This is a genomic window from Bacteroidota bacterium (genome assembly GCA_018831055.1).
GTDB lineage: Bacteria > Bacteroidota > Bacteroidia > Bacteroidales > B18-G4 > M55B132.
In genome coordinates this window covers 1-16,406 of sequence record JAHJRE010000112.1, presented here as the reverse complement: position 1 = coordinate 16,406, position 16,406 = coordinate 1, and the positions used below count along the sequence as shown (strand labels likewise).

Here is a 16,406-nt window from a genome sequence, read left to right as displayed (position 1 = left end):
GTTTATCATCACACCGAAGGTTGTTTCATCCAGTAAAACAGTTTTTACGGTATACAATAACGGGGATTCGTTGTACCATCCGAAGTTGCGGATGAAATATGATCTGGGAAAGAAAGAGATCAATCTTTTCCAGGCCAGCAGCGGTTACAATATTCCATTTTTCGATTCCTACCATCAGATAGACATTTTTGCGGAAGCTCTTTACTGGGCATTGGACTCTGGGAAAATTACTTTTGAGAGTCTTAGAAGTTTTAATAATGAGAGCAAGGCAGTTTTTGAGTCCGATAATTTCTTTTCAGAAAGAGATTATCATACTTTGCAAGGTCTGGATCCTGTCAATCCCCTCATTCTTATAAGAGATTATACTACGACATTCGGTACTTATGTGATTAAACCCCAGCTATTGGCCGACTATATGAAAAAGCCGGAAGAGCAGGCTATTGCTATGCTGGTAATGCTGGAAGGGAAAGGGTTTCTGGTTTACGATGCCGAACGTCGGGAAGCCATTGTTAAAGAGAGATTGTTTGATTATATTGCTTCAAAGGCAGGAAGGAATGATTATGATGTGATGCGGATAATCTCTCAAACTCAAATGGAAAGTAACGCTATTCTTGACATGAAAACCTTTGACCTTACCATCAACGGTGTACCGGAAATTTTCCTGAGTGACCCGCAAAAGGTTTTTATCTTCCCTTCGGATGGACAAATAGTGATGAAGGAAAACCGTGATTTTATTTTTACAGGAAAAGTCAGGGCCGGATTATTTGAGTTTTATTCAGGCGATTGTTCATTTGAATATGACACATTCAGGATTAATCTTCCCAGCGTGGATTCGGTGGATTTCCTGGTAAAGAAATACGAAACCGATACTGTTGAAGAGCAGGATAACATTATACCCCGGGAGAAAAAAACTGATCTGATAAAGGTTAGGTCTGTACTTGAAGACCTTAACGGGCACATTCTGATCGATCGCGCTGATAATAAATCGGGACTGGTTTCCTATCCGGAATACCCCATATTTAATAGCGTTGGAAATGCCTATGTTTATTATGATAATTCAAAAATTCACGGGGGTGTTTACAACAGGGAAGATTTTTTCTACGAGCTTGATCCGTTTTCTATCGACAGCCTTGACGATTTTTCAACAGATGGGATACAGTTCACCGGTTATCTTGCGTCGGCCGGGATTATGCCCATCCTGAAGAATCCGCTGAAAGTAATGCCCGATTATTATCTTGGGTTTCAGTCGCAAACGCCGGATACCGGCTTGGCTCTCTATGGAAACCTGGCCAGATTTACTCAAAATTATAAGCTGGATGGAGATGGTCTGACCGGGGAAGGTATTATGGATTATCTCACATCCCGGTCGTTATCGAATGATTTTTATTTTTTCCCTGATTCTATGACATGTCACGGAGAATCATTTACCGTTGCACCCTTGCTGGCATCTGAGGAATACCCTGCTGTTCAGGTTAAAATGGTCAGGGAGCTTTTTATCCCCGATAAACAAACCCTGATGGTTTGGAATACTGAAAGTCCTTTCCGGATTTTCGACCAGGCCAGATTTGATGGACGCATTCAACTTTCCCCGGATCAGACTCTGGGAAATGGATCATTCCTGTTTGAAAAGGCTGCCATCGAATCCAGGAAATTCAATTTCAGACACCATCAGTTGCTTTCCGATACCTCTGATTTTTTCCTTTATACCGATACTGCCAGGATGCAGCTTGCCTTTATGGCTTTAGGTTACCGCTCAAATATGGATTTCGATCTGCGTTACGGCAACTTTAACTCGAACGGGATTTCTTCGTTGCTGGAGTTTCCGTTCAACCGCTATGTTTGTAATATGAATGAATTCCGTTGGGAAATGGATGAAAACGAGATGTTCCTTTCCAACCAAATGCTGACGAGTGTTCCGGAAATCCAGAAAATGTCGAGAGAAGACCTGATTGATGTGGATCTTGCCGGTTCGGAGTTCATTTCGGTTCATCCCGATCAGGACAGCCTGCGTTTCTTTTCATTGAAGGCTTCGTACGATGTTGATAACAACATTATCAGGGCTGAAGATGTTAAAGTTATAAAAGTGGCGGATGCTGCCATTTTTCCGGGCGATGGTAAAGTGACCATCCTGGAAGATGCCGTGATGGAAACCTTATTAGGATCCCATATTATTGCAAGTACATCGAACAAATTCCACCATATTCATGATGCCAACGTTAATATTTTTTCAAGGAACAGTTTTGTTGGAAAAGGGTTTTATGATTATACCGATGTGTCAGGCAACAAACAGTTGATTAACTTTTCGACTATTGCTGTGAACGACAGTGCCGGTTATACGTATGCCGTTTCACGCATCAGCGACACATCGGATTTCATGCTTAGTCCGAGATTTCCTTTCCAGGGTCTTGTTACCTTGCGTTCAACGGAAAAATTCCTGGAATTTAACGGAGGTTTTGGTATCATACAGGATTGCTATAACCGGCCGGAAGAGTGGGTGAGATTTGATACGGTGATTAATCCGCAGGAGGTGATCATACCCGTTCATAAAACCATAAGGAACACTTCCGGTGAAGAGATTGATCTTTCCCTCAATTATTCATTTTCCAGGGATGGGCTTTATCCGGCATTGTTTGAAAGGAGCTGGTCGGCAACCGATCGCAAAGTTGCTTCTGCAAGAGGAAAGGTTCGTTACGACTATAAGCGGGATGGGTACCTGATCTCTCCCGATCCCAATGCTTTTGAGAAAACATCCATTGCTCCTTACCTTTTCTTCGACACGCGCCACTGTACCATGCGCGGCCGTGGAATGACAGATCTGGGCGTGGACATGCCCTATATTGATTTAGTTACCTACGGGGAATCGGAGTACTTTATGATCCCGGATTCCCTGAAATTGAACCTATCTGCCGGTATTAATTTTTTCCTGGACTTTCAGTTACTGGAGATGATGACAGACGAGCTCCAACTGGCTAACTTGCAAGGCTTAAGCCTTGATAATCCCATTTACCAGGGAGCAATGACAGCATTGGTTGGAGAAGAGGAGTCGGCCAAAGCCCGTGAAGAAATTGCATTGTACGGAGCAAGCCGTAGGGTGCCTCAAAATATGCGTTTTACGGTTTTTCTTTCTGAGTTGAAAATGATCTGGGATGAAGAATCAAGATCCTATGTTTCAAGCGGACTCCTGGGGGTTTCCAGTGTCGGTAATACGCCCATTAACAAATATGTAAATGGCTACCTGCAAATTGAAATGCGGGAAACTGCCCCCATAATGAACCTTTATTTGGAGATAAACAGTACTACCTGGTTCTTTTTTAGTTACAGGAGCAATATCCTTCAGACTATTTCCTCAAGCGATAAGTATAATGATCTTGTTATGACATTAAAACCGGATCGCAGGACAATAAAGGAGAAGGACGAAGAGGAACCCTATGAGTTCGTTATTTCCAGTAAGAGGAAAAGAATTGAGTTTCTTGTGGAAATGGAAAGAATTGCAGGAAAGAAATAAAAATGCCGGAATCCGGAATCATATCTTATCAGATTTTTATTAATTTTACCAAGGTATTTTTATGAGTTTAAATCAAATCCTAAGGTTGATATGAAGTTTATCGTCTCCAGTTCCATGCTGCTGAAAAATCTTTCAGCTCTGAGTGGTGTGTTGAATTCAAGCAACACTCTTCCTATACTCGATGATTTTCTTTTCGAATTAAAGGAAGATGTACTTCACATAACAGCGTCTGATTTGGAAACAACCATGACGGTAAGCGTTTCCACCTCCATGTCGGAGGAACCGGGAAGTGTTACCATCCCGGCCAAGATTTTAATGGATACCTTAAAAACCTTTGGGGACATTCCCGTTAGTTTTAACATAAACCGGCAAACGTTAATGGTTGAGATTTCTGCCGGAGAAGGGAAATTCAAAATGGCCGGGCACAGCAGCGATGAGTTTCCTCAGATGCCCGTCCTGGAAGAAAAAACCACCCTTGTGATAGATTCTTCCCTGCTGGTTTCCGCGATAACCCGTACTATCTTTGCCACCGGAAATGATGAACTCCGGCCGGTAATGTCGGGTGTTTTTTGTGAGCTAACTCCTGAAAATATCACTTTTGTAGCTACCGATGCCCACAAACTGGTTCGTTATCGCAGGTCCGATGTTCATGCAGAGGACTCCGCTTCGTTTATCATGCCCAAGAAACCTCTCAACTCGATGAAAAACATCCTGGGTTCTGAAGATTCTGAAGTAACCCTGGAATATAACCAGACTAATGCCAGCTTCACTTTCCGGAATGTGAAACTGGTTTGCCGTCTGATCGAAGGCCGTTATCCCAATTACGAGGCAGTTATCCCTACCAACAATCCTAATGTCCTTACCATTGACAGGATTGCCATACTGACTTCCATGAGGCGCGTTTCTATCTTTGCAAACCAAAGTACGCATCAGGTCCGACTGAAAATGTCAGGGCAGGAGCTTATCCTCAGTGCCGAAGATATTGATTTTGCAAATGAAGCAAGGGAAAGACTTGCATGCAGTTATGAGGGGGAAGACATGGAAATCGGATTTAACAGCAAGTTTGTTCATGATATGCTGAATAACCTCGATACCAAAGAGATTCGGATTGAAATGTCTGCTCCGAACCGTGCAGGTTTAATCATCCCTGTCGACAATGAAAATGATGCGGAGGATATTCTGATGCTGGTAATGCCGGTTATGCTGAATCAATAATCATCCCTTTCAACCTTTCCTTTCAAATTTTTAACATTAGCTTAACCTTTGGTTAACAGCAGGATGCTTAGTACGCATTATTTTAGCTGCGTAAAGCTTCTTATTAATGTCGGACACAGAGTTTAGATATATCGTTGTTATTATTTTCTTCTTTTTAATGGCTGTAATTGGATTTGTTTTATACCTGAAATCAGGGAAAAATAAACTCTGATGATGGTCATGATGTAACGCACTAATGAAAAAGCCTCCTGCTGGGGAGGCTTTTTTACTATTTACCGGGACATTGTTTGATAACCGAATCTTTTATACCCTTATGCCCATATGCTTTGTCAAAGGCTTCTGAGAATTTGGCGGCCAGCTCATGAGCTTGCTTGTCGTATGCATCCTTATCCTTCCATGTGTTTTTGGGATTCAGGATTTCGGAAGGTACTCCCGGGCATGAGAGGGGAATGTTTACATGGAAAAGCGGGTCTTCCATGTATTCAACATTTTCCAGGGCTCCGTTAAGGGCTGCATCAACCATGGCGCGGGTCATGGTGATATCCATGCGTTTACCGATACCATAAGGGCCACCGCTCCATCCTGTATTGATCAGATAAACATTGGTTTGATGCTTTTCCATTTTTTCACCCAGCATATTCGCGTAGATGTCAGGATTACACGGCATAAATGGCTGACCGAAGAAACGCGAAAAAGTAGCTTTAGGCGTAGTAACACCGGTTTCGGTACCGGCCAGTTTACTGGTATATCCCATGAGGAACCAAAGCATGGCCTGGTCGGGATTCAGCTTCGCAACCGGCGGAATAACCCCGTAAGCATCAGCTGTCAGAAAAAGTATGGTTGACGGATGCCCGGCTGTCGACGATTCCTTGATGTTTTTCAGGTAACGAAGAGGGTAGGAGGCCCGTGAATTCGGTGTAAAGCGGTCATCGTAATAATCGAAAACGCCGTTGGGATAAATCATGGCATTTTCCACAATGGAACCATGTTCAAGATAATCATCATGATGCATGACCGCATCGTAAATATCCGGTTCTTTCTTTGGATTAATGTCGATCATTTTGGCATAACATCCATACTCAAAGTTGGCAATACCATGTTCTCCCCATCCATGCTCATCATCACCCAGGAGAGCGCGTTTTGGATCAGCGGAAAGGGTCGTCTTTCCTGTCCCGGAGAGCCCCAGTAAAAGGGCCGAATCACCTTTCGGGCCTTCATTGGCACTGCAATGCAGGGGCAGGATGCCTTCGAAGGGAAGGAGATAATTCATTACCGTAAACATGAGCTTCTTCACGCTGCCCATATAGGCTGAACCGAACACAACGCCCACTTTCCGGTCGAAATCCATCACTACGGCCATATTGGAGGTTGTCCCGTCATCCATCTTGCGCAACCTGCCTTCGTATCTTTGGGGATCCAGCTTATCATACGGTAAGGTTACCAGGAAAAAATCCTTGCCAAAAAAGACACTTTTACTGATATCAGCGGGTACAGGCCGGAACATATTCTCCGTGAACAGAGCCGTAAGTGCAAAATCGGTGATCACTCTGACCGGGAGAGCGTATGTGGAATCGGCTCCGATCACCCGGTCCGTGATATAAATCTTTTGCTTGCCTTCAATTGCCTTGAGGGCATCGTCCAAAATCATATCAAAGGTTTCTTCATCCAGGGGAATATTGTTCGGTGATGTCCAGTCGATATTGCCTTCACTCGAAGCTCTCTTAACGATAAGTGTATCCTTGGGGCTTCTCCCGGTGGATTCCGGAGGAGTCCAGGTCGCCAGGGCTCCGCCTTCGGCAACGATGGCTTCCTTGTTCAATACTACCTCGCGGATCATTTCCCTGCGTTCAATGTTGTTGAGCACGTTTTTGTGCTTTTGAACGGATTCGGTAACCTTTGCTTTGATATCCATATTGATGATTTTGAGATTGTTTGTATAAATATACTTGAATTTATCGAATCTTTAAAAAAATAAGGTGCAAAAATACAATTTATCAAAGGGGAACACGAAAAAAAGAAGCAGTAACTTACGAAATTACTGCTTCTTTGTCAATAGAAATAAGGGTTTTATTTTTTCTGTTTGATGGCTGCCTGTGCAGCGGCAAGTCTGGCGATGGGTACGCGGAATGGTGAGCAGCTCACGTAGTTGAATCCAAGCGTATTGCAGAACTCAACCGAACTGGGTTCACCACCGTGTTCACCGCAGATACCGATTTTAATGTCAGGTCTGGTCTGGCGTCCTTTATTAACGGCAATTTCCATTAGCTGTCCAACTCCTGTCTGATCCAGTACCTGGAAGGGATCATGCTTCAGGATGCCTTTCTGTATATAAACAGGAAGGAATTTGCCTGCATCGTCCCTGGAATAACCAAAGGTCATCTGGGTCAGGTCGTTGGTCCCGAATGAGAAGAACTCTGCCGATTGGGCAATCTCGTCGGCGGTCATGGCAGCTCTGGGGACTTCAATCATGGTTCCCACGAGATAATCAATTCTTTCCCCGCGTTCCTGGAATACTTTTTCGGCAGTTGAACGAACGATCTCTTCCTGCATTTTCATTTCTTTCAGGGTTCCTGTGAGGGGAATCATGATTTCAGGCTTGGCATTGATACCACGTTTTTTCAGGTTAAGGGCGGCTTCAATAATTGCCCTTGCCTGCATTTCCGATATTTCAGGATAGGTGTTGCCCAGGCGGCATCCGCGATGTCCGAGCATAGGGTTGACTTCCTGAAGGTCTTCAACTTTCTGCTTGATTTCTTCCACGGAGAGTCCCATTTCATCTGCCATTTCCTTTTGATTTTCATCTTCATGGGGAACAAATTCATGCAGAGGAGGATCAAGGAGGCGGACGGTTACCGGGAGATCGTGCATAGCCTCGAATATTCCTTCAAAGTCTTCGCGCTGGATAGGAAGAAGTTTCTCAAGTGCTTTACGGCGACCTGCTTCATCCGAAGCCAGGATCATTTCCCTCATGGCCTTGATACGGTCCCCTTCAAAGAACATATGCTCAGTGCGGCAAAGGCCGATGCCCTGCGCGCCAAAATTCCTTGCAATTGTTGAGTCTTTGGGTGTATCGGCATTGGTTCTTACCAGCATAGTAGCATATTTGTCGGCAAGATCCATAAGTTTTGCAAAGTGCCCATGCAGTTCGGGGTCACGTGTAAGGATCTTTCCTTCAAATACTTCACCTGTGCTGCCATTGAGTGATATCCAGTCACCTTCACGGAAAACTTTTCCGTCAACGGTCATGGTTCTTTCCTTGTAGTTGATTTTGATGGATCCTGCTCCGGAAACACAGCACTTACCCATACCGCGGGCAACAACGGCTGCATGCGAAGTCATTCCACCGCGGGCGGTGAGGATACCCTGGGCCGAATTCATTCCCTTAAGGTCTTCGGGAGATGTTTCAATTCTTACAAGTACTACTCTCTTGCCTTTTTCTGCCCATTCTTCAGCGTCGTCGGCATGGAAAACGATCTGACCGGTTGCTGCGCCGGGGGATGCAGGAAGACCTTTCGATAAAACAACACCTTTATCAAGAGCTTCCTGATCAAAAACAGGGTGAAGCAATTCATCCAGTTTATTTGGCTCAATGCGGAGCAAAGCGGTTTCTTCATCGATAATGCCATGATCCAACATGTCCATGGCTATTTCAACCATGGCAGCGCCTGTACGTTTGCCGTTACGTGTCTGAAGAAGCCAGAGTTTGCCTTCCTGGATGGTAAACTCAAGGTCCTGCATGTCTTTATAGTGATCTTCCAGCTTTTGCTGTGTTTCAAGCAATTCCTTGTATAATACTGGCATGGCCTCTTCAAGGGAAGGGAAGTCGCGCTTTCTTTCTTCTTCATTAACACCGGCCAGCTTAGCCCAACGAAGCGACCCTTCCATGGTGATTTGCTGGGGGGTGCGGATCCCGGCTACAACATCTTCACCCTGGGCATTGATTAGATATTCACCGTTGAAGATGTCTTCCCCGGTGCCGGCATCGCGGGTAAAGGCTACTCCCGTAGCTGAAGATTCACCCATGTTTCCGAAAACCATGGCCTGCACGTTAACGGCAGTTCCCCATTCTTCCGGAATATTGTTGAGCTTGCGGTAATAAATAGCCCGGTCGTTCATCCAACTGTTGAACACTGCCAGGATAGAGCCCCAAAGCTGCTCCCAGGGGTCTGAAGGGAAATCTTTGCCAGTTCTTTCTTTTACAGCTTTTTTAAATCGGGCCACGAGTTCCTTCAGGTCTTCTGTTGTGAGTTGTGTGTCGTTTTCCACACCCTTCTCCTCTTTCATCTCGTCAATGATCTCTTCAAAGGGATCAATATCGTCTTTCGACTCCGGTTTCATGCCCAATACCACATCACCATACATCTGAACAAAACGGCGGTAGGAGTCCCATGCAAAACGGGGATTGCCGGTCTTCCTGGCAATGCCTTCAACCGCTTCGTCGTTCAATCCAAGATTCAGGATGGTATCCATCATGCCGGGCATGGAAGCCCTGGCGCCAGAACGGACCGATACCAGACAGGGATTGTTTTTGTCGAGAAATCCGGCACCCATGATCTCTTCAATGAAGTGAATGCCTTTTTCCACTTCCGGCTTGATCTTACTGATAGTGACCTCTTTCCCCTCTTTATAAAAAGCGTTGCATACCTCTGTAGTAATGGTGAAACCCGGAGGAACCGGTACACCGATAAGGTTCATTTCTGCGAGATTGGCTCCTTTGCCACCCAGGAGATCCTTCATCCGGGCATTTCCTTCTGCCTTCTTGTTTCCATACAAGTAAACACTCTTTTCGTTTGCCATAATATATTTTTGTTTAACAGTTAGTCAGGTACGTAGTGATTTGATTTCTAATGCATTAATTTTTAAATTCCGAAGCTGCGAAATTACAAAAAAAAAGTATCAGACACATTAATTCTATGTTAAGACGATAAATGGTCAACTTATAAAAAGGTTTTTCGCTTCGCCGGCTTAACAGAAACTTCGAATATCTCCTCCATCGCGCAATCTCCTCCATCGCGCAATACATTACCCGATTGTCGATGAGTAATGAGTGAATAGTGATTTATTGGGGCTGCTTCTAAATTATTTTTCTATCTCTTCACAACCTTTTTCGTACATGTACCGATCCCATCTATTGACATTTCAATAACATACACCCCGGAAGCAAGGGCAATCCCCGTATCATCCGTTCCATCCCATACAAACGTTCCTTTGCATGGCAGGCTGTAGAATTCTGCCAGAGTGGCTTTTCGTTTTCCGCTCAGGTCATAAACGTAAATAGCATGAATTCCTTCATCTTGGCTTTCATAGCGTATGGTGGTTTCAAAAAAGAAGGGGTTTGGACTGGCTGAAATTATAATGCCGGTAGTTTTTTGGGGGATTTCCAGGATGCCGACCCATGGCCCGTATTCATAGGCTCCCATATCTATTTGCCCGTTGTAAACACGGGGATTACCGGCCAGGTCTGTTTCTGGAAGCTGGATGGGATCCGACAGATCCAGTGTTCCGGCATTGATACAGGGCGAAGCAGCCGTTAGCATGTAAGGGAATATGCCTGCTGTATCCCACATCGGGTCTCCTTCGATGTTGGAATCATCGTAATATATGTTGTTGCCTGCAGAGTAAACTTTTATGCCGAACATTCCGTTCTGGATAAGGGAGTTGTAAATGTAAAGATCGGACTGCTGGCCGGCATCATTGATCATGAAAAGCTGTGCCGGGTAGTTTCCGTTAATGATGGAGTTGTAAATGTTCATTTCGGAATCATATGAAGCGCTGATGCTTGCACCAAGTTCTCCTGTACTAGTATTGTTGCCAATGGTGGAATTTACAACAAAAGCTTTTGATCCGAATATTGTTCCCAGAGCCGAAGTGCCAGGCCCTGATTCATAATTTTTGATGTTTTCAGAAAACTCACAGTTCATAATATAAGCCGTAAGGGAATCCGGGTACAGACTGAATCCTGAAATGGCAAGGCCACCCCCGTATGCGGTCGTGGTAGTATCATAATCAGGCAGATTATGATGAAACCTGCAGTTTTCGAACCAGACCGTGTCGGCATCGTATAATACCAGCGCGGAATCAGGGCCCGTGCCACACATGACAGCCACACCGCCAATGTTTTCGGTGACTGTTATGTTCTTGAAGTGCGTATCATTTGACTTTCCTATGCTAAAAGCACTTCTGACCCATCCTTTGTTATTTTTAAACAACAGGTTGTCAAATAGAACATTGCTATTGTTATAAATATTAAAAACCCCGACCCGGGTGGTGTAATTGCTGTTGGCATTTATGAAAGAGATATTTGAAATACTATAATCATTTGTTAACTCATATGCAACAAACATGGTTTCATTATTTTCCCCATCCAGTATGGTAGAGTCTTTGCTTTCCCCTTCAATGCTGACATAGCTTCTTAAACCGAAGGGCCATTTTTCACCGGTAGAACGGGCATAAGTGCCATTGGCAAGGTAGATGGTTTTAGGATCGATGGTATCGGGCCTTATTTTTAGCAGGGCATAATGAATGTTCTTGAGTGGCTCCTGCGGGCTCAGCCCGCTGTTTTCATTGCTGCCTTGTGGATCTACATACAGGTTGCTGTTCACCGGCTGGATGACAGTGTTTAGGGCATCCAGCTCAATATTATCAAAAATATTCTCATGCTGGTAATTTGAAATAAAATGCCGGTCGGGGTTTGCTACGGTGAATGTATCCAGCTTTAGCGATAAAAATTCATCACCGGATTTACTAATATCGCACCCCTGGGATGCATAGTTCAAATATATGCTGCAACGGTTGATGCTGTCAAAATGAACATCGGATCTTCCAATAACAAGACCTCCGCCCCTGCCGAGTGCATAATTGTCTGTAATGGTTGTGGAGGAAAGATACAGTTCGCTTTCAATACAATATATCCCACCTCCCTTGGAAACGTGATTGTTCTTATGAATATAGCAGTTGCTTACCTTTAACAGGATGGTATTGTCCATATAGATACCTCCTCCGTTACCAAAACCTGGAACCCCTTTTCCGTTGGTCAGGGTAAAACCATTAATCTCACATGCGAAATAGGTGTAGTAAAATGCAATACAGCTACCGGTTTTATTCCCATCAATCACCGTTTGAGAAATATAGGATGAATCTCCGGTGGTCATGGTGAGACTGCCCAGGGTAATCCCTTTTTCAATCACAAAAAGGTTTTCCACATACACCCCGGGCCAAACCAGGATGGTATCCCCGTTCTGGGCGCTGTCGATGGCTTGCTGTATGAGGGTAAAATCCCCGCTGCCATCCTGCTTTACTGTTATTACCTGCCCGGGGGAAAAATGGGAAAAAGATAACAGCAGGATAATAAGGGCTGATCGTATAATTATGATTTGCATTGGTAGTTTTCTTTAAAGTTTGATCACTTTCCGGCTTTCGGAAAATATTCCGGATTGCAAGCGGATATAATAGATCCCCGGGGGCAGCATAGCACCCTTTTGATCATGCATATCCCAGCTTATTTCATATTGTCCTTGCCGACAAAATCCTTCATAGAGTTCTTTCAAGGGGTTGCCATGCAAATCATAAGCTTTCAGGCTGATTTGTGTTTCCCTGGAGACATAGTAGATAATGCTGCAGGATCCTTTTGCAGGATTGGGCTGGCAACGAAGCCAGGCTGTGGATTCTGGATTTGTTTGGTATCGCGTTTTGCTGTCTTTAAACGAAACCAGGAATCCTTTTTGATGCATGGCGGTATGGATGTTTCTTTGGACCCATTTGCCGCTTGATTCATCCCATATGAAATATGCCGGGGCATTATCAGGTGCGGATTTGTTCCCGAAATATTCCTGGAATGATATCTCCCCGCTGTATCCCTGGGTATATGCCTGCACCAGCACCAGGGTATCGCTTGAAAAAACCGATGTGGCCCCCACACAGGTTTCACCGATAAAAGCCCCGATCTCCAGGGGGTTTTCGGTGGAATCCAGCTCAATGAAAATGGAAGTGTAATCCGGTTGTTCGGAAAAAGAAAAGTATTCCGTGGCAGGGCGTTCTTCCTGCGAGGTGGTTCCGGTATTGTTAAGCCAGGTAAAGGGAAGAGAGGAATTAGAGTACAGCTTGACCATATCTCCATAACGCATCAAAGTACCACGACCTTTTGAACAGGCACATAACCAGTAGGGCATATTAATTCCTTCGTCCCAGTATTTGTAACAGCTCCAGTATTGACCCTGCACCTGGTATAAATGCGTAAGCACCGCATCGGGTATGGCATACATGGGGTGCTGCGGCTGGGTAAGCCAGTACCCGGCCCAGGTTTCATGTTCATCATCCAGGATGATGTTGGCTCCCCCGGGAGCAAGCCGCTGCCCACGCAAATGCAGCCAGATGGGACCGCTTATTGAAAAGGGGCCATATTCCAGGTCGAGTATATAACCGTTGCTGCTAATTACATTATATAAACCTCCTGGGCTTCCATCCCAGGTGTGGTTATCAAAATCATAGGTGCTAAAATATCCCAATTCTTGTTCAAAGTTTAGCCTGCTGGTATCGCTATATGCTGGATTCACTTTGTCCAGCAGGGCCTCATCAACCGAAACCGCATTGTTACCACTGCGGTTGAGCCTCGGAAAAGAAAGCCAGGTGATGTAACCTTCGTTGTTTTCCAGCTTTAAAAAATCAGCCGGTTCAAAATCCACTGCGGTAATATTGCTGTGGCCTCCGCCAGGAAGATAGATGCTGTGGTTTGCAGAATCAATATAAGGAGTGATGAAGTTATAATAGTATGCGCTTATTTCAGGGTCATAACACAAATCGGGAAAAACACAGGTATTATCCAGATGGGTAGTTTGTATCTGTTCCAACCCCAATGGGTCAATTTCCATTAAGCGCATGGAATCTTCTCCCAGTTTTTCATTGTCAATTTTTATACAGAGATATAAAAACTCATTAAAGGGGTTGATGAAAAAAGCGGAAGCCTGACCGGGAACTTCCGCTAAAAGCTCATTTGAAACAATTCCGGAAGTACTGATGGTATGTATCTGAATAATCCTGTTTGATGAGTTAATTCCAATTCTATCATTGATCCCAAACAATTTATTGTGAATTTTACTGTAACAAACCTGGTAAAAGGATGCCTCAATTTCAGTGGGTTGTGTACTGTTGAAATCATATCTTAATAACTTCTCCGCATTGATAAAGAGCAGCCCTTTATCCTCATCGGTGGAAGTATATTCAGGTTTAATATATATCAGTTCTTTGGGAAACTTGAGTTCGAATTTACTTTGCAGTGTGCCGGGTATACCGGATTGCGGAGAAGTGTATTCCATTAGCCATCCGTTGTTGCTTCCCTGGTAGAATGGATTGAATTTTAGATCATTATCGGTCGATAAATACGGATCCGGTGTGCCGATACCCGTGAAATCCTGACCTGCATTATCGTAGGGAGGTCCAGGGCATAAGGTTATATAGGTCTTTCCATTTGCAGTATTGTCGCAGAAATGGGCATTGTAGAAGTGAAAGTTGTGGTTAAATTGTTGCATGGTAATATTGGAAATCTCTTGTACAAAGCTGTAGTCGGCAGCCTTATAAACAAGCAGTCGCGGGTAGGTTTCCTGGATTGTATTGTTCATGTTGGTCATTACCAGCAGCATATTATGCCGGTTAATGAACATATCACGGATATAATCAAAATCAATATCCGAGGAAGGGAAGTTCAGGTAGCCTATAAATTGTCCATCGGTATCGAAATAAGATATTTTACCCGGATCCGTATTTTCAGATACCAGGATGTGATTTTGCAAGGGATTGAATATGATATCTCCAATGGCTCCATCTATCGGGTTGCTGGTTATTATGGTGTCATTTTCGGTATCATAAATATAAAAGCAGGTGCTGTGCGTATGTAGGCGGTTATATGCTGCAAATTTTCCTGTGCCAATTTCCACCGTGTGATAAATTGGCTTTCCGGTGGGGATGCTATCAGAGGCCATTGATTCATCGTATATTTCAATATATCCACCGGCAGCATTAATGATATATGATTTGTAGTAGTTGTAGGTAGTTCCTGAATGGAAGTAATTGCTTGTTGCGGTTTTGATTGATTCAAAAATATAGGTACTACTTTGCTTGTAGAATTTTATCAATTCATCTTTTTTGCTGATTAATACTGTACTGTTATTGTATTGAGTGATTTTTATTGGACGATTTAAGGTCTCTGTGGTGTTGTTTAATGAAACCCCATTGGTTTGATAATGTGTAGGATTAACAAATGATCCGTTCAGATACTGATATACAGTCACATCATTTCCGGTTGCCAATTGTGGAGGTTGAGCAAATTCATCAGGGGAATAGCATACGATCAGGTCATTCTGAGCAGGTAAAAATGCGGCATCAATGATTCTTTTACTTGGGGATTGAATGGAATCCATCGTAAAATTTTGTGCATCACTGCAGTCAATAATGAAATAATTCACGTTTTCGTTCATTGGAGGCTCATAGCTGTCATAGGGCAATCTGTAAGGGAATACAAGCAATTTGTGGATGGTAGAGTTTTTTATATAGAGCATTTTGCTCAATTTGCATGGTCTGGTATTAAATGACTCTTTAAAAACAACACTACTATTATTTACTATTTCATACCTGTCAATCCTTTTCTTTTTTGCCAGAAAGAATGAATTATTGTCTTCACAAAACACCACATTTTCAAAAGAATTGTAATAATTATTCCCTGTTGAATTATTGATAATAAAGTAGTCCCATATTTTAGATAATGATGGATTTGATCCTTGCACAGGTAAATCATAAACGGCAATGTATGAATCCATCACATGGAAAGTACCCGGTGAATTTTCATTGCTTCTTCCTCTGATTACCCAATACAGTTTGTTGTGATGGTAATCGAATTTCAGGTTGGTAGGTCCGTTAAGATGTTTAAAATGTAAAATTGAGTCTGGGGTAGTGCCTAAGAGTACTCCTGTTGAGCAATTTACCATATCAATGTAATGTAGTTTCAGATCAGGACTAACATAATAAACTTCATTTCTGTTGGGATTGTATGTCATTAATTGAACGTCACAAATATGCTTGTTATAACCAAAATACCGGGGATTAAATTTTCCTGTATTGGAGATAGGAATCGAATGTTCTAAGGTATCTGCATCTGCATCAAAAATGAGAATTTCCTTGGGTGAATAGGCCAGTATTTTCCCATCAGCCAACAGTATATCTCCAATAAGATTGCCTCCTGTTTCGGAACCAGGAACATTAATATTAGTTTGAGATTGCGAGGATAATGGAAAAAGTAGAAATAACTTGACAGTAAGGAGACTAACAAATTTCAATGGGTTAATTATCTTTTTCCATTTTTTTGTTGTGTTGGTTTGGTTTGTTTTCATGGGGGTGAAGGTTAATAGATCAGGTAAATTATTGAATGCTAATTTACCATTTTTTACCTGTGAAAGCAATCGAGTTAACATAAATATATCATGAAAAGAATTCTAGGTTGCTAAGGGGTAATTACATTCTCATTCAATAAATCAAACATTACTCATTACTCGCCGACAATCGGCTAATACATTGCCCGAGATAACGATTGCACGATGTACCGATTAGCGAAGTACCGCTCTTCGCCGGCATATCAAAACCTTCGAATATCTCCTCCATCGCGCAATCTCCTCCATCGCGCAATACATTACCCGATTGT

The 16,406-nt window shown here is 43.3% G+C and carries 6 protein-coding genes; 2 read left to right on the top strand and 4 right to left on the bottom strand.

Translation table 11 applies throughout. From position 1 onward, the window contains the following. The coding region (locus tag KKA81_07170) for a hypothetical protein (GenBank protein ID MBU2650697.1) at positions 1-3,505 on the top strand (3,505 nt) is incomplete at its 5' end. 90 nt (positions 3,506-3,595) lie between these two features. Further along, positions 3,596-4,720 carry a DNA polymerase III subunit beta gene (gene dnaN, locus KKA81_07165; protein ID MBU2650696.1) on the top strand — a complete coding sequence of 375 codons (1,125 nt, stop codon included), beginning with the start codon at positions 3,596-3,598 and terminating at the stop codon, positions 4,718-4,720. 268 nt (positions 4,721-4,988) lie between these two features. On the opposite strand, the gene KKA81_07160 is transcribed toward dnaN, so the two are convergent. The 4 genes from KKA81_07160 to KKA81_07145 all read right to left on the bottom strand — a co-directional run bounded on the left by KKA81_07160 (position 4,989) and on the right by KKA81_07145 (position 16,098). Next, entirely contained in the window at positions 4,989-6,632 is a 1,644-nt protein-coding gene (locus KKA81_07160) for a phosphoenolpyruvate carboxykinase (ATP) (GenBank protein MBU2650695.1), read from the bottom strand. Between the two features lie 155 nt (positions 6,633-6,787). Beyond that, on the bottom strand, positions 6,788-9,517 hold the full coding sequence (gene ppdK, locus KKA81_07155) for a pyruvate, phosphate dikinase (GenBank protein ID MBU2650694.1): 2,730 nt from the start codon (positions 9,515-9,517) through the stop codon (positions 6,788-6,790). Positions 9,518-9,807: 290 nt separating this feature from the next. Next, complete coding sequence (locus KKA81_07150; GenBank protein ID MBU2650693.1) at positions 9,808-12,099, bottom strand: right-handed parallel beta-helix repeat-containing protein; 2,292 nt, start codon at positions 12,097-12,099, stop codon at positions 9,808-9,810. A gap of 12 nt (positions 12,100-12,111) precedes the next feature. Further along, positions 12,112-16,098 carry a T9SS type A sorting domain-containing protein gene (locus tag KKA81_07145; protein MBU2650692.1) on the bottom strand — a complete coding sequence of 1,329 codons (3,987 nt, stop codon included), beginning with the start codon at positions 16,096-16,098 and terminating at the stop codon, positions 12,112-12,114. Positions 16,099-16,406 lie beyond the last annotated feature (308 nt).